Annotated in this window: 14 protein-coding genes; 5 read left to right on the top strand and 9 right to left on the bottom strand. The window is 67.7% G+C overall.

Translation table 11 applies throughout. The features are described 5' to 3' along the window. Positions 1-39 precede the first annotated feature (39 nt). The 6 genes from ACSVDD_RS12735 to prmB all read right to left on the bottom strand — a co-directional run bounded on the left by ACSVDD_RS12735 (position 40) and on the right by prmB (position 8,612). Complete coding sequence (locus ACSVDD_RS12735) at positions 40-1,476, bottom strand: cryptochrome/photolyase family protein (RefSeq protein ID WP_448189734.1); 1,437 nt, start codon at positions 1,474-1,476, stop codon at positions 40-42. 79 nt (positions 1,477-1,555) lie between these two features. Beyond that, positions 1,556-2,221, bottom strand: a complete 666-nt coding sequence (gene pdeM / locus ACSVDD_RS12730; RefSeq protein WP_448189733.1) for a ligase-associated DNA damage response endonuclease PdeM — start codon at positions 2,219-2,221, stop codon at positions 1,556-1,558. Position 2,222: 1 nt separating this feature from the next. Continuing rightward, the gene (gene fliG / locus ACSVDD_RS12725; protein WP_448189732.1) at positions 2,223-3,245 is read right to left on the bottom strand and encodes a flagellar motor switch protein FliG; all 1,023 of its coding nucleotides are present in this window, start codon (positions 3,243-3,245) and stop codon (positions 2,223-2,225) included. 103 nt (positions 3,246-3,348) lie between these two features. Then, complete coding sequence (locus tag ACSVDD_RS12720; RefSeq protein WP_448189731.1) at positions 3,349-5,799, bottom strand: ligase-associated DNA damage response DEXH box helicase; 2,451 nt, start codon at positions 5,797-5,799, stop codon at positions 3,349-3,351. Between the two features lie 507 nt (positions 5,800-6,306). Then, positions 6,307-7,392 (bottom strand): toll/interleukin-1 receptor domain-containing protein, encoded by a 1,086-nt coding sequence (locus ACSVDD_RS12715; RefSeq protein WP_448189730.1) that lies wholly within the window; start codon positions 7,390-7,392, stop codon positions 6,307-6,309. 287 nt (positions 7,393-7,679) lie between these two features. Continuing rightward, on the bottom strand, positions 7,680-8,612 hold the full coding sequence (prmB, locus tag ACSVDD_RS12710; RefSeq protein ID WP_448189729.1) for a 50S ribosomal protein L3 N(5)-glutamine methyltransferase: 933 nt from the start codon (positions 8,610-8,612) through the stop codon (positions 7,680-7,682). A gap of 84 nt (positions 8,613-8,696) precedes the next feature. On the opposite strand from prmB, the gene ACSVDD_RS12705 reads away from it, so the two are divergent. The 3 genes from ACSVDD_RS12705 to ACSVDD_RS12695 all read left to right on the top strand — a co-directional run bounded on the left by ACSVDD_RS12705 (position 8,697) and on the right by ACSVDD_RS12695 (position 10,985). Beyond that, complete coding sequence (locus ACSVDD_RS12705) at positions 8,697-9,524, top strand: rhomboid family intramembrane serine protease (protein ID WP_448189728.1); 828 nt, start codon at positions 8,697-8,699, stop codon at positions 9,522-9,524. Positions 9,525-9,792: 268 nt separating this feature from the next. Further along, a complete protein-coding gene (locus ACSVDD_RS12700) occupies positions 9,793-10,674 on the top strand; it encodes an S-methyl-5'-thioadenosine phosphorylase (protein WP_448189727.1) in 882 nt (293 codons plus the stop codon). Positions 10,675-10,853: 179 nt separating this feature from the next. After that, a complete protein-coding gene (locus ACSVDD_RS12695; RefSeq protein ID WP_448189726.1) occupies positions 10,854-10,985 on the top strand; it encodes a hypothetical protein in 132 nt (43 codons plus the stop codon). Positions 10,986-11,062: 77 nt separating this feature from the next. Here the strand turns inward: ACSVDD_RS12695 and ACSVDD_RS12690 are convergent, their stop codons facing one another. Next, positions 11,063-11,473 carry a hypothetical protein gene (locus ACSVDD_RS12690; RefSeq protein WP_448189725.1) on the bottom strand — a complete coding sequence of 137 codons (411 nt, stop codon included), beginning with the start codon at positions 11,471-11,473 and terminating at the stop codon, positions 11,063-11,065. A gap of 93 nt (positions 11,474-11,566) precedes the next feature. After that, positions 11,567-12,496: a pseudouridine-5'-phosphate glycosidase gene (locus ACSVDD_RS12685; RefSeq protein WP_448189724.1), complete on the bottom strand. Its 930-nt coding sequence runs from the start codon at positions 12,494-12,496 to the stop codon at positions 11,567-11,569. An 84-nt stretch (positions 12,497-12,580) separates the two neighbouring features. Between ACSVDD_RS12685 and ACSVDD_RS12680 the strand changes: the two genes are divergently transcribed. After that, the gene (locus ACSVDD_RS12680; RefSeq protein ID WP_448189723.1) at positions 12,581-13,597 is read left to right on the top strand and encodes a ligase-associated DNA damage response exonuclease; all 1,017 of its coding nucleotides are present in this window, start codon (positions 12,581-12,583) and stop codon (positions 13,595-13,597) included. After that, entirely contained in the window at positions 13,594-15,180 is a 1,587-nt protein-coding gene (locus ACSVDD_RS12675) for a cisplatin damage response ATP-dependent DNA ligase (RefSeq protein ID WP_448189722.1), read from the top strand. Before ACSVDD_RS12680 ends, ACSVDD_RS12675 begins: the two co-directional genes overlap by 4 nt. A gap of 6 nt (positions 15,181-15,186) precedes the next feature. Here the strand turns inward: ACSVDD_RS12675 and ACSVDD_RS12670 are convergent, their stop codons facing one another. Then, positions 15,187-15,588, bottom strand: a complete 402-nt coding sequence (locus tag ACSVDD_RS12670) for a hypothetical protein (RefSeq protein ID WP_448189721.1) — start codon at positions 15,586-15,588, stop codon at positions 15,187-15,189. Between the last annotated feature and the right edge of the window lie 6 nt (positions 15,589-15,594).

Below are 15,594 nucleotides of genomic sequence, written 5' to 3'. Positions count from 1 at the left end.
GATATAACATCTCGCACGCCCCGCGGAAACCGGGGAGGCTCAACCGGTCCGCCGCGCCAGCCCGCGAAACGCGGTCAGCGCCCGCATCCGCGCCATCCCATGATCGACGATGGGCCGCGGGTAGGTGGAGCCGAGCCGGACACCGGCGGTCTCCAGCACCGGTTCCGGCGCCTGCCAGGGCTTGTGCACCCAGCGGTCGGGCAGACGGCCAAGTTCGGGCACGAAGCGGCGGACGTAGCCGCCCTGCGGGTCGAACTTCTCGCCCTGGGCCACCGGGTTGAAGACGCGGAAGAACGGGGCGGCGTCGGCGCCGCAGCCCGCCACCCATTGCCAGTTGGCGGCGTTGTTGGCCGGGTCGGCGTCCACCAGCGTCTCGCGGAACCACGCCTCGCCGGACTGCCAGGGCAGCAGCAGATCCTTGACCAGAAAGGACGCCACCACCATCCGCACCCGGTTGTGCATCCATCCGGTTTCCAACAGCTGGCGCATGCCGGCGTCGACGAGGGGGTAGCCGGTGCGGCCCTGCTGCCATGCCTCCAGCGCGGTGCGGTCCTCGCGCCAGGGGAAGGCGGTGAAGCGGCTGTCCAGGGGGGTGTCGGGCAGGTCCGGCGTGTGGTGGAGCTGGTGCTGGCAGAACTCGCGCCAGCCCAGCTCGCGCAGGTACGCCTCGATGCCCGGCGCCCGCTCGGGATGCGCGTCGGCGGTGTACCGCGCGGCCTGCCAGACCTGTCGCGGGCCGATCTCGCCCCAATGCAGGTGCGCCGACAGGCGCGACGTGCCGTCCACGGCCGGGCGGTCGCGGTCCTGGGCGTAGCGGGCGACCGGGCCGTCCAGGAAGTCGGCCAGACGCTCGCGGGCCGCTGCCTCGCCGGGTGTCCAGGCCACGCCCGGACAGCCGTCCGCCAGGCCCCAGTCGGCGAGCCGGTCGGTGCGCACGGGCAAGTGCAGGGAGTTCACGCGGGTGGGGGCGCTCAGCGGGGTGAACGGCTCGGGCAGCGCGCGGCAGGCGCGCCAGAACGGGCCGAAGACGCGGAACGGCCCGCCGGACTTGGTGTGCACGGCCGGCGGCTCGAACAGCAACGTGGCGTCGTAAGCCTCGGTGCGCAGGCCGCGCGCCTCCAGCGCGGCGGCGGTGCGGCGGTCACGGGCGGCACCCGCGGGGTCCCAGCGGCGGTTCCACAGAATCGAAGCGGCGCCGGTTTCGGCGGCCAGTTCCCCCAGGACGGCACTCGGCTCGCCCCGGCGCAGCAGCAGCGGAACGCCCAGGCGGGCGAGGTCGGCGGCGAGGGACTCCAGGCTGTGGTGCAGCCACCAGCGGGCGGCGGCGCCCGGCGGTGGGGCCGCGTCGTCCTCCAGCACGAACACCGGCACCACCGGCCCGGCGCCGGCCGCGGCCACGGTGAGCGCGGGGTTGTCGGCGAGGCGCAGGTCGCGGCGGAACCAGACGATGATCGGGCTGCTGATCGGGCTGCTCATGGGCACCATGCCGGTTGTTGGTCCGGTATGTACGTGGATTTGGGGGCGGTGGATGCGCCGTGGGGGAAAAATAAGTCCTTCATGGGTCGGGCGACAGGCGGTTGTGCGGGAAGGCGTGCACTTTGCCGTTGCGGATCAGATGGATTTGGAAGGGCGTGCGCAGCAGGCGGCGCACCGCCGGGTCGAGCACGTTGAGGCCGCCGGCGTAGGCGCCGAAGGCCGGCAGGATCAGTTTGACGCCGTCCGTGACGAAGCAGCGCTCGCGCACGCGCCGACCGGGCAGCAGGACGGTGGCGGCGGGGTGGAGGTGGCCGGACACCTCGCCGGTGGCGCCGGGCTCCGCTTCGTGGCGGAAGGTCAACGCGCCGAGCCGGATCTCCTCGGCCACCCGGCCGCCGAGCCCGCTGGGGGCGTGGGGGTCGTGGTTGCCGGCGATCCACACCCAGTCAGTGGCGTCCACCAGGGCGGTAAGCCGCGCCCGGTCGGTATCGTGCATGCGCTCGGCGGCGCGGCGGTCGTGGAAGCTGTCGCCCAGGCAGAGGATTGTTTGCGGCTTCAGGCGGGTGATGGACTCGGCCAAGCGGTCGAGGGTGGCGCGGGTGTCGTAGGGCGGCAGCATCCGCCCGCGTGCCGCGAGGCTCGAACCCTTCTCCAGGTGCAGGTCGGCGACGGCCAGCACTCCCTCATCCGGCCACCACAACGCGCCGGACGGATCGGGGGTGAGGGGTATGCCGGAGAGGCGCACGTCAGTAGATCAGTTCGTTCTCGCCGCCACCCTCGGAGATGACGATCTCGCCGCGCGCCGCCAAGTCCTTGGCGAGCTGGACCATGTACATCTGCGCCTCGTCCACGTCGCGCACCCGCACCGGACCCATTGCCGCCATGTCCTCGCGCATGATCTTGCCGGCGCGCTCCGACATGTTGGAGAAGAACAGGTCCTTCAGCGTCTCCGAAGCACCCTTCAAGGCGGTGCCCAGCTTGGTCTTGTCCACGTTCCTGAGCAACGTCTGCACGCCGGACGGGTCGAGTTTGGACAGGTCCTCGAAGGTGAACATCAACGCCTTGATGCGCTCGGCGCTGTCGCGGTTGCGCTCCTCCAGCGCGGCCATGAAGCGGTGCTCGGTGGTGCGGTCCAGCCCGTTGAAGATCTCCGCCAGCATCTCGTGGCTGTCGCGCCGGCTGGTGCGCGCCAGATTGGTCATGAACTCGGTGCGCAGCGTGCGCTCGACGTCGTCCAGCACCTCCTTCTGCACCGCCTCCATGCGCAGCATGCGCATGACGCACTCCATGGCGAAGCTCTCGGGCAACTGGGTCAGCACGCGCCCGGCGTGCTCGGGGCGGATCTTCGAGAGCACCACGGCGACGGTCTGCGGGTATTCGTTCTTTAGGTAGTTGGACAGCACCTGCTCGGACACGTTGCCGAGCTTGTCCCACATGGTGCGGCCGGCCGGGCCGCGGATCTCCTCCATGATGACGTCGACCTTGTCCTTGGACAGGGTCTTCAGCAGCAGGCGCTCGGTGGAATCGAAGGTGCCGACCAGCGAGCCGGTGGCCGACATCTGCTCGGCGAACTCGACGAACAGGCGCTCGATCAGGTTGGCCGAGACGGTGCCCAGGTTGGCCATGACCTGGGACAGTTCCTTGATCTCGTCGTCGTCCATCAGCGAGAACATCTTGGCCGCGTGTTCTTCGCCCAAGGACAGCATCAGGATGGCCGCCTTCTCAGGTCCCGTCAGAGTGCGGTAGTCTTCACGTACCTTGAGCGCCATGATCAGGTCTTTCCAAGGCGGCGCGCACCGGCCGCAGCAATCCGGGTAGTGTCCCTATATGCCCGATTTACCTGTGGTTGGGCACGCAATAAGTTCGCCGGCCTCACAGCGCCAGACTCCCTTGATCGCCGCCGCCCGGTTCCGGCATGGCTTCGGCGATCAGCTCGGCCGCGGCCTGTTCCAGAAGCTCGTCGGTGGCGGAGCCGTCGATGCGCTCGCGGCCGATCTCCAGGATCGCCGGGACCGCCAGCGGCGAGATGCGGTCGAGCGCCTTGTGGGTGATCCGCCCCTCGACGCGGGCCAGGAAGTCGGACAGGCGGCGCACGTCGGTCAACCCGCCCGCCGCGTCGGCCCGCGTCGCGCGCAGCAGGACGTGGCCGGGGTCGTGCTTGCGCAGCACGTCGTAGATCAGGTCGGAGCTGAAGGTCACCTGACGCCCGGTCTTCTCCTGCCCCGGATGGCGGCGGTCGATCACGCCGGTGATCAGCGCCACGTTGCGGAAGGTCCGGCGCAGCATGGCGGACTCGTCCATCCACGCCTCCAGATCGTCGCCCAGCATATCGCGGTCGAACAGGGCCGCCATGTCGGTGGGCGTGCGCAGGCTCCACACCGCCAGCACGTAATCGGTGGCGACGAAGCCCAGCGGCCCCAGGCCCATGCGCTCCATGCGCCGGGTCAGCAGCATGCCCAGCGTCTGGTGCGCGTTGCGCCCCTCGAACGCGTAGGCGACCAGGAAGCGCTTGCCCTTGCGCGGGAATGTCTCGACCAGCAGCCCGTCGCGCGCCGGCAGCAACGAGCGCCAACGCTGTAGCCTCAGCCACTCCTGCACCGGGTCGGGGAGGTCCGTCCAGGACTGCGGATCGGCAAGCATGCCGCGTACGCGGTCGGCCAGTTGCGTGGTCAGCGGCAGCCGACCACCGGCGTAGGCCGGCACCTTGGGGTCGCCGGTGCCCCCCTTGGCGCACTGCACTTCAAGCTCGCGGATGCCCAGGTATTTCAGCAATTGACCGGCGAACAGGAAGGTGTCGCCGGGGGTGAGGCCCTGGACGAAATACTCCTCCACCTCACCCAGCACGGGGCCGCGCGGCGACAGGCGGACGCGCAGCATCGCCTCCTGGGTGATGGTACCGATGTTCAGGCGGTACTGCCGGGCGACCGGAGGCCCGGCCACGGCGAGCCGGCCGTCCTCCAGGCGCTTCAGCCGCTGGAAGCGCTCGTACGAGCCGAGGGCGTAGCCGCCGGTCGCCACGAAATTCACCACGTCGTCGAACTGGTCGCGGTCGAGGTCGGCGTAGGGGGCGGCGTTGACCACCTCGTCATACAGATCGCTCGCGTCGAACGGCCCGGCGCACGCCACGCCCAGCACGTGCTGCGCCAGCACGTCCAGCCCTCCGGGGCGCGGGCGCTCGCCGTCCAGCGCGTGGGCGTTCACCGCGTCGATGGCGGCGCGGCACTCCAGCACCTCGAAGCGGTTGGCGGGGACCAGCAGCGCGCGGCTCGGCTCGTCCAGGCGGTGGTTGGCGCGGCCGATGCGCTGAACCAGACGGCTGGCACCCTTCGGCGCACCGATCTGCACTACCAGATCCACCGCGGCCCAGTCGATGCCCAGATCCAGCGAGGAGGTGGCGACCACCGCCCGCAACTTGCCCTGGGCCATGGCCGCCTCGACCTTGCGCCGCTGCTCGGCCGCCAGCGAGCCGTGGTGGAGTGCGATGGGAAGGCTCTCGTCGTTGAGCCGCCAGAGATCCTGGAAGACGATCTCGGCCTGCGCGCGGGTGTTGACGAAGACCAGCGTTGTGCGGTGCGCGCGGATGCGCTGGTAGACGTCGTTCAGCGCATGCGTCGCCCGGTGCCCGGCCCAGGGCAGGCGATTTTTGGTGGTCAGGATTTCGATGTGCGCCGACGCCCCGGCGCGGCCCTGGATCAGGCGGACATCGTTTGTGTCGGAGCGGCCGGTCTTCGACAGCCAGGCGAGGAGGTGGTCGGGTTCGGCGACGGTGGCCGACAGGCCGACGCGCCGGCTGGCGGGGGCAAGCTTCGCCAGCCGCGCCAGCCCGAGGGCGAGCAGGTCGCCGCGCTTGGTGCCGGCCAGTGCGTGCAACTCATCGACGATGACGCAGCGCAAGTGCCGGAACATGCTCGGCGCGTCGGGGTAGGAGAGCAGGAGGGCCAGGCTCTCCGGGGTGGTCATGAGGATCTGCGGCGGGTGGGCGCGCTGGCGGCGGCGCTTGGACTCCGGTGTGTCTCCGGTGCGCGTCTCGGTGCGGAGGGGGAGCCGCATCTCGGCCACCGGCTCCTCCAGGTTGCGCTGCACGTCCACCGCCAGGGCCTTGAGCGGCGAGATGTAGAGCGTGTGCAGGCCGTCGCGCGGGCGTTCGGAAAGTTCGATTAGCGAGGGCAGGAACCCCGCCAGCGTCTTGCCGCCGCCGGTCGGCGCAATCAGCAGCGCGGACTCCGAGTTTTGCGCCGCCTCCACCATGGCAAGCTGATGCCCATGCGGCTCCCACCCGCGCGACCGGAACCAGCCGGCGACGTTGGGCGGGAGGAGGGTCACGCGGGGCGGCCCGTTGTGCAGCGTTGTGCACCGGGTGGGAAGTGCACAACGGCGCGGAGAGGGGGTTTCGCGTTGCGGATCAGCGGCTTGGCGCGTGCATTAGCAAACTTGCATTGTGCAGTGGAGGCTGCGTGGAAGGCGCCCAAATTCCCTCTCCCCTCTGGGGAGAGGGTTAGGGTGAGGGGGGGCCGCACAGCGTCACTGACGGGACGATCCCCTCTCCCGCCCCGGGAGAGGGTGGCGCGCAGCGCCGGGTGAGGGTGCCGTTGGCGCTGCCGCGTCTGCGAGAGGCCCGGCCTCTCGCTCTTTCCGGCAGGGGCCACAGGCCCCTGCACCCCGGCGGATGCAACGGAATGCAACGCTGTGCAACAAGAGTTAGGGGGGTGATTCATTCGCCGACTCTGATCCGAGCTACCCACAGGAAAACCGGAGCAGTGTCACATAGAAATAGGAATATTGTCAACAAAGAGTGAGTGGTTTGCACCGTTCCGGCTAAATGCGCTCTTATCATTCTGTCGATGTGAGAACTTCCATCTCGGCGCGGGAGAGGTCTCTCACAATCCTTTCAAGGCTACTGGTATACCTATCGGCGTTGCGCCACATTCTGAGGTCTCCGATATTGCGCTGATCTCTCAATTTAATTGCCCAGGGTTCTTGGCATTTCATAACGTCATCGTCTAATCTGATAGGGAATAGCACGGTAGTATTTCTAGCTCTTTCTTCGGCATACGCCTTGTTGACTTCGTCCTCCACCCATTGGCTGGCTATGGAATTTCGCGACAGAATCAGAAGCACCTTATCTCGATCTTTAATAGCTCTATCAATAGCATCCCAAGTTTTTGCACCAATTTGAAGGTCGTGTGGAGCGAACCAGCACCGAATTCCGATGTTTTGAAGATCCTTGTAGAGTTTATCGGCAAATCCTTGATCTTTCGTAGAGTAACTTATGAAGCAACTGTAAAATCCCGAACTCTTTGAATTGAAGGCTTCCAAGAGGGTGATTATGCTATCATTTAGTCCGACACCGCGCAGGAAAGGCTGTGGAAGGGCCGGGCACATTTCTAACGTGCTGAAGTCCATATTTGATCTATATTTGTGGACAGCATCTTCTAACCATTTCGCGTTTCTAAGATTCGTTTTTGCAAAATCCGTCTCTCCGAATATGGCGCTTTTTAGATTGGCGTTATCAAACAATGCATATCTCAAATTCGTTCGTACAAGGTCCGCCCCTTGTAGTATGGCATTGGAAAAATCGCAGAAGCTAAGGTCTGAGTTAAAAAAATTGCACAATGACAAGTCGGAGCCTGAGAGGTTTGCTTTTTCGAGTCTTACCGACTTGGCATCTGCTTTCGATAAATCGCTTTCGCTCAAGTCTGCGAACGATAAATCGCTTCCGGCGAGTATCGAATGTGAAAGATTAAAACCGGATAAGTTTATAGTGGTGCGAAGTATATCTTTGGCGGGCAGATAGTTTCTGCCATTGGCGCTGTTCAGTGATCGCAAATCCGGTATTATTGCGGGGTTGTTATTTCGCCATGTGTTCCAAGCGTCCACGCCAAGCTTGAGTATTTTGAGGTGGTCCGGATTGGCCATGATTGCCTCATCGTTATGCTGGTCTGCAAGCAAGCGTCAAGCGTAGCATGTGCTATGCCAAAGGCCAGCAATTTGCGCGCCAGACCAAATAGTGTGATGAACAGCACCTCGGAATGTTGCTGGGGAATTGCTCCCATCCCAACCCTCCCCCGCTGGGCGGGGGAGGGGGTTAGGACTGTTCCGAGAAGGCTTTGGCAATGTCGGCAACGATCTTCCGGAGGCGTGACGCTGTGCGGGCCCCCCTTCGCCCTAACCCTCTCCCCCGGGGGGGGGGCGGATTTTGGGAATCACGCGTTCTTCAGCTGATCCCGCGTCAGCCAGAACACCTCGCCGAAGCTGTCGGCGGTCTCCAGCCACAGGAAGTCCAGGTCGGGGTACTCGGCCTCCAGGATCTCGCGGCCGGTGCCGAACTCGCAGAGCAGGCCGCCCTCGGGGGTGAGGTGCTTGGGGGCCTCCTTGAGGATGCGGCGCACGATGTCCAGGCCGTCGTCGCCGCCGGCCAGAGCCAGCCCCGGTTCGGCGCGGAACTCCGGGGGCAGGGCCGCCATGGCGTCCGCGTCCACGTAGGGCGGGTTGGTCAGGATCACGTCGTACTTGCGGCCCTTCAAGGGCGCGAACAGGTCGCCCTGGAGCAGGGTGACGCGGTCCTCCACGCCGTGGTCCGCCACGTTGCGGCGGGCGACCTCCAGCGCGTCGGGGGAAAGGTCGACGGCGTCGACCGCGGCCTCGGGGAAGATCGTCGAAGCCAGGATCGCCAGACAGCCGGAGCCGGTGCACAGGTCGAGCACGCGGGTGACCGCCGTGGGGTCCTCGACCAGCGTCAGGTCGTCGCCCTCGCCGCCGAACAGGTCGGAGAACAGAAGCTCGCCGATGTAGGAGCGCGGCACGATCACCCGCTCGTCCACGTAGAACGGGAAGCCCTGGATGTACGCCTTGTTCAGCAGGTAGGACGCCGGCTTGCGGGTGCTGACGCGGGCGTGCAGGAGGTCGGCCAGGGTCTGGCGCTCGGGCGTGGTCAGGCGGGCGTCGAGGTAGGGATCGAGCTGGTCGATGGGCAGGCGCAAGCCCTCCAGCACCATGAACACCGCCTCGTCGAACGCGGTCGTCGTGCCGTGGCCGTAGGACAGCTCGGCGGCGGTGAAGCGGCTGACGCCGTAGCGGACGAAGTCGCGGACGGTCAGCAGTTCGGAAGCGGCCTGGGTGGCGGTGGGCTCGGTCACGGGTGCGATCCTGTGTTCGCGGGAGGGTCGGGCTGTTTAGCAAATCGCTGCGACGGCCACCATATGCCGAACAGGAGGTGCGGCATGGCGCTGGTGTTGGGGGGCGGCAATCCGTTGCGGCGCATGCCCGTCGCCTATGTGAACCGCGGGCTCATCATGGTGTGCGTGCTGGCCTTCGTGTCGGGGATACGGCCGGAGCCGTTCGCCTTCGTGCCGGCGTACTTCTATGGGACGGTGGATCTGGCCGGGCCGCTGCCGACGTGGGACGTCTGGCGCGGGCTGGTCGGGCATGTGCTGGTGCACGGCGATTGGGTGCATCTGGCCTCCAACATGGTGGCGCTGTGGGTGTTCGGCGACAACGTCGAGGACGCCATGGGGCACCTGCGCTATCTGGCGTTCTTTCTGCTGTGCGCGGTGGCCGGGGCGCTGGTCGAAGGGGCGTGGGCGGCCGATCCCATGCGGCCGCTGGTGGGGGCGAGCGGGGCGATCTCCGGGGTGATGGGGGCGTATCTGCTGCTGCACCCGCACGCCAAGATTCTGGTGCTGGTGCTGCTGCGGTTTCCGGTGCTGCTGCCGGCCTCGGTGGTGGTGGCGGGGGATCTGGCGGCCAACATCACCATGGCGCTGATGCCCGGTGCGGCGGCTGGGGATACGGCGTGGGGGGCGCATCTGGGCGGGTTCGCCGCGGGGATGCTGCTGGTGATGCCGTTCAAAAGGGCGGAGGTGCCGCTGTTCCTGCCGGCCAGCGCGTATCCGGCGGTGCCGTTTCCGAGATTGCAAAAAGTGCTGGTGGACTTTTTCCCGCCGCCGGATCCGGTGAGGCGGCGCGGCGGTGCCTGGGAGCGCTGGACGGTGGCGGGGAAGGCGGCGGTGTATTTCGGGCTGATCGCGGTGCTGTTCTGGACGCTGTAGTCGCGGCGTTGGGGGGCAAGAATTCACACGGATTGCACGGATTTGAACACGGATTACACGGATTTTTTTTATGCTCGCAAAGCCGCGAGCCACCCCGAAGGCCGCTGCTGCGCACGGATAAAGAAAATCCGTGTAATCCGTGCATAAATCCGTGCAATCCGTGTGAATTGTTGTTGGCCGTGCGGATTGTCGCGGGTGGCCTTGCCTTTTGCCGGCCGCCCGGCAAGACTGCGCCTCCCTTACCTCATACCTTCTGGAGACGGACACCATGGCGGAACCGGTGCTCGGCGTGATTGGCGGCAGTGGCGTCTACGACATCGACGGGCTGGAAAACACGCGCTGGGTCAAGGTGGACTCGCCCTTCGGCGATCCGTCCGACGAGTTGCTGTTCGGCGAGCTGGACGGGCAGAAGCTGGTCTTCCTGCCGCGCCACGGCCGGGGCCATCGCATCCCGCCGTCGGAGCTGAACTTCCGCGCCAACATCGACGCGCTGAAGCGCGCCGGGGTGACGGAGATCCTGTCGGTCTCGGCGGTCGGCTCGCTGAAGGAGCATCTGCCGCCGGGCACCTTCGTGGTGGTGGACCAGTTCATCGACCGCACCTTCGCCCGCGCCAAGAGCTTCTTCGGAACCGGGCTGGTGGCGCATGTGGCGCTGGGGCACCCGGTGTGCGCGCGTATGGGCGACGCCATCGAGACCTCGCTGAAGGAACTGGACATCAAGTTCCAGCGCGGCGGCACCTACATGGTCATGGAAGGGCCGCAGTTCTCCACCCAGGCGGAGTCCGAGCTGTACCGGTCGTGGGGCTGCGACGTCATCGGCATGACCAACATGCCCGAGGCCAAACTCGCCCGCGAGGCGGAGATGTGTTACGCGACGGTCGCCATGGTCACCGATTACGACTGCTGGCACCCGGACCACGCCGACGTGACGGTGGACGCCGTCATCAAGGTGGTCGTCGCCAACGCCGACAAGGCGCGCAACCTCGTCAAGCAGCTGGCGCCCAAGCTGCGCCACCGCGAGCATGTCTGCGGCCAGGGCTGCCACACGGCGCTGGACAGCGCCATCATGACCGCGCCAGACCGCCGCGACCCGACGCTGATCCGCAAGCTCGACGCCGTCGCCGGGCGGGTTCTCGGGCGGGCAGGCTAGCCGCCGCGCATTGGTGGTAGGTTTTGTTGCGGTGCAGCAATATGTTTGACGTTAACGGAAGGCCTATGCCACGGTCCCGCTCCCAACCGGGACCTTGTCCATAACCTCCAACGTGAATCGTCATGCTGAAGCCTGCCGTCCAACGCCGCCACGCCACCTGCTGCCATTGCGGGGAACCCGTGAGGCGCGGTCAAGCCCACTGGGCGGGCGATCCGGAGGGCCGCATCTGGCACTACGCCTGCGCCGAGGCGGCGGAGTTGGTCCAGCCCTATCGGGCGTGGATCGACAATCTGCGCAGCCGGGAGGCGTGAACGGAAAAGGGCGCCTGGCCATCGCGGCGGGGCGCCCCTGTTCGGAGGAGTGGGCTTGGAGGAACGAGCGCGGAAGCTTAATGGCGGGTGCGCGCCGGGGTGACGTAGACGCCGTCCCAATCAACGCCGAACAGCGCGGCGTCGCCGGCGTCCTCGACCAGTTCATCGTACTCGGACGGGTCGATCAGGCCGAAGATCGAGGCGGTTCCGGAGGCGTCCAGGTCGCAGGTGACGACGCGGCCGGCCACCTCCAGCGAGGTGAAGAACACCTCGGGCAATTCCATGGCGTCCAGTTCCGCGGCGACGCGGCACTCGATCTGGTGGGCGACGACGGCCGCGAGGCCGACGCGCAGCCGGGCCGCCTGCGACGCCCAGACGATCTTCTGCACCCGCGACGCCGGCCGCGTGTCGTCGCCATCCGCCAGATCGGGGCTGGCGGCCATGGTGATCATCCGGGAAACCAGGCTGGACGGGCTCGATGCGCGCATTGGGGTCCTCCGTGATAGGCACCCCGAGACTCAGGCCTAGGCGGTTAACGTGGTCTTAAGACGGATGGGCGCAGAGGGCTTACCTCATATGGATTATGACATAGGCGGTTGTGCCAGGGCCGCATAGGCCCCTGCGACCAGCGCCGCGACGCGCGCGTTGTTGCCGATGAGCGCGATGTTGGCCTCCAGACTGCGCCCGGCGGTCAATTCCTTGAGGCGGCCGAGCAGGAATGGGGTCACCGCCTTGCCTTGGATGCCATCCGAGTCGGCGTCTTTCAGCGCTTGGGAAATCACCGTTTCCATGTCCGCGGGGTCGAGCGCGTCGGCCTCCGGGATCGGGTTGGCGAGCACGACGCCGCCCTTCAGCCCAAGCCGCCACTTGGCGTGCAGGACGCGCGCGACCTCGGCTGGGGTGTCGCAGCGGTGGGCCACCTTCAGCCCGCTGCTGCGGGCGTAGAAGGCCGGGAAGTCGTCGCTGCCGTAACCCAGCACCGGTACGCCGCGGGTTTCCAGGTATTCCAGGGTCTTGGGCAGGTCGAGCACCGACTTGGCGCCGGCGCACACCACGCAGACGTCGGTCATCGCCAACTCGTCCAGATCGGCGGAGATGTCGAAACTGGTTTCGGCGCCACGGTGCACGCCGCCGATGCCGCCGGTGGCGAAGACGGCGATGCCCGCGAGCTGTGCGGCGATCATGGTGGCGGCCACCGTGGTGGCGCCATCGGCGCCCAGCGCCAGGGCGACGGGCAGGTCGCGGCGGCTGAGCTTCCACACATCCGTGCCGGTGGCCAGCCGCTCCAGCTCGTGGTCGGAGAGGCCGACGCGGATGCGACCGCCGAGCACGGCGATGGTGGCGGGGACGGCGCCCCCGGCGCGGACGATGGCCTCCACCGCGCGGGCGGTCTCGACGTTCTGCGGGTACGGCATGCCGTGGGCGATGACGGTGGATTCCAGCGCCACCACGGGGCGGCGGTCGTGCAGCGCCGCGGCCACCTCGGGCGTCAGGGAGAGGAAGTCGTGCATGGGCTGAGGATGCGCCCAGGACAGGGGGGGGCGCAAGGGGCTAGGATCTTGCTCCTACGGCGTTTCCGTCCCATATTCTGGGGCATGACCGCTCCCCTGCATCCAGACCGCTGGGTCCGCGTCTGCCCCGAGGGGCTGTACGTCGAGCCCGGCGGGTTCTTCATCGACCCCGTGCACCCGGTCGAGCGCGCAATCGTCACGCACGGCCATTCCGACCACGCGCGGCCCGGCCATCGCCGTGTGCTCGCCACGCCGGGGACGCTCGCCATCATGCGCCAGCGTTTGGGCGAGGGGGCGGGTGGGACGCAGCAGGCGCTGGAGTATGGCGAGACGATGCGCATCGGCGACACCACCGTGCGGCTGGTGCCGGCCGGGCACGTTCTGGGCAGCGCCCAGGTGGTGGTTGAGCACGCCGGATCGCGCATCGTCGTGTCGGGCGACTACAAGCGCGCGTACGACCGTACGTGTGTGCCGTTCGAGCCGGTGCCCTGCGACGTTTTCGTCACCGAGGCGACCTTCGGGCTGCCGGTGTTCCGCCATCCCCCGGACCTCGGCGAGGTCGGCAAGCTGCTGCATTCTCTGGAGGTTTTTCCAGAGCGCAGCCACGTCGTCGGGGTGTACGCGTTGGGCAAGTGCCAGCGCGTCATCACCCTGCTGCGGGCGTCGGGCTACGACCGGCCGCTGTACCTGCATGGCGCGCTGATGCCGCTGTGCGACCTGTACCGGGGGTTCGGCGTGGAGTTGGGCGAGTTGCGCCCGGCCACCGTGGCGGCCAAGGAGGAGCTGAAGGGGGCGCTGGTGCTGGCGCCGCCGGGGGCGGTGGCCGACCGCTGGGCGCGGCGGCTGAGCGATCCGGTGGTTGCGATGGCGTCGGGCTGGATGCGCGTGCGCCAGCGGGCGCGGCAGCGTGGCGTCGAACTGCCGCTGGTGATCTCCGACCACGCCGATTGGGACGAGCTGACGCGCACGCTGGACGATGTCGGCGCACCGGAGGTGTGGGTGACGCACGGGCGCGAGGAGGCGCTGGTGCACCATGCCAAGGGGCGCGGCATCCGGGCACGGGCGTTGGCGCTGGTGGGCTTCGAGGAGGACGAGGCGTGAACCGCTTCGCCGCGCTCATCGACGCGCTGGTGTTCACGCCGTCGCGCAACGGCAAGATCCGGCTGCTGGCGGACTATTTCGCGCACACGCCCGATCCCGACCGCGGTTGGGGCTTGGCGGCGTTGACCGAAACGCTGGTGTTTCATGAGGCCAAGCCCGCCGCCATCCGCCAGCTGGTCCTGACGCGGGTGGACCCGGACCTGTTCGCCTGGTCCTACGATTACGTCGGCGACCTCGCCGAGACAGCCGCGCTGATCTGGCCGGAGCGCCACGAGCGCGCCAACAGCCCGCCGCCCAGCTTGTCAGAGGTGGTCGACACCTTGCGCGCCGCCAAGCGCACCGATGTTCTGGGGCTGATCGAGGGGTGGATGGACGCGCTGGACGCCTCGGGGCGCTTCGCGCTGCTGAAGCTGATCACCGGCAGCCTGCGCGTCGGCGTGTCGGCGCGGCTGGCGAAGACGGCGCTGGCCGCGTGGGGGCGGGTGGAGGTCGACGCCATCGAGGAATGCTGGCACGGCCTGACGCCGCCCTATGAGCCGCTGTTCGCGTGGCTGGAGGGGCGGGCGGAGCGGCCGGAATCGGCGATGGGCGCCGGTTTCCGGCCGCTGATGCTGGCGCACCCGCTGGATGAAGGGGACATGGCCGGGCTCGACGCCACGGCCTATTGCGCGGAGTGGAAGTGGGACGGCATCCGGGTGCAACTCGTCGCCCGCGGCGCGGCCCACGGGGGAGAGCGCCGCATCTACAGCCGCACCGGCGACGAGCTGTCCGGCGCCTTCCCGGACATCGCCGATCACATGAGCTTCGACGCGGTGCTCGACGGCGAACTGCTGGTGGTGCGCGACGGCGTGGTGGCGCCGTTCAACGACTTGCAGCAACGGTTGAACCGCAAGCAGGTGACCGCGGCGATGCTGCGGGACTACCCAGCCTTCGTGCGGCTCTACGACATGCTGTTCGACGGGGCGGAGGACGTGCGGAGCCAGGGGTTTCTGGAGCGGCGGGCGCGGCTGGAGCGTTGGTACGACGCGGTGATGCCGCGCCGCATGGACCTGTCGCCTCTGGTGCCGTTCGGTGGCTGGGAGGCGTTGAAGGGGCTGCGCGAGGGCGCGCGCGAGGCCGGCATCGAGGGGCTGATGCTGAAGCGCTGCGACAGTCCTTACACCGCCGGGCGGCCGAGGGGGCCGTGGTTCAAGTGGAAGCGCGGCGCGCTGACGCTGGACACCGTGCTGATGTACGCACAGCGCGGGCATGGCAAGCGCTCGTCCTTTTATTCGGACTTCACCTTCGGGGCGTGGCGCGGCGAGGAACTGGTGCCGGTGGGCAAGGCGTATTTCGGTTTCACCGACGCCGAGCTGGTCGAATTGGACCGCTGGGTGCGCAACCACACCACCAAGCGCTTCGGCCCGGTGCGCGAGGTGGCGCCGGGGCTGGTGCTGGAGGTTGCGTTCGACAGCGTGCACCGCTCGCCGCGGCATAAGAGCGGGCTGGCGATGCGCTTTCCGCGCGTCCACCGCATCCGCTGGGACAAGCCCGCGCACGAGGCCGATCGGCTGGAGACGCTGGAGCGGTTGGTGGTGGAGTAGGGCGGGCTACATTGCCCCGCGCGTCGCCGGGGTGATGAGCACGCGGCCCACCGTGCCCTTGCCGAGCAGCGCGTTGCAGGCATCCTCCAGGCGCTGGCGCAGCGCGTGGCCGTTGCTGATGACCCCGCCGGTGACCCAGCCCTTGTCCACCGCCTCGTAGACGACCGCCGTCACGGTGTCCTGAAGGCGCGGCGTCTTGGACTGGATCTCCGGCGTGCGGCCGGCGTCGGCGATTTCCAGCGTGATTTCGTAGGGGGCGTACTTCTCGATGTGGCCGCCGACGACGATGGGCACCATCACCGGGCGGACGCGGACGATGTTTTGCTGGGCGCCGGGGGAACCTTCCGCCGCCAGCGCGGGGGCGGCGGTCAGCAAGGCGAGCGCGGTGAGGACGCTGTGGCGGAGCACGGGCGG

This window comes from Azospirillum terrae (genome assembly GCF_053470425.1).
The sequence above is the reverse complement of the archived record's forward strand: the minus strand, read 5'-3'. Positions and strand labels throughout refer to the sequence as shown.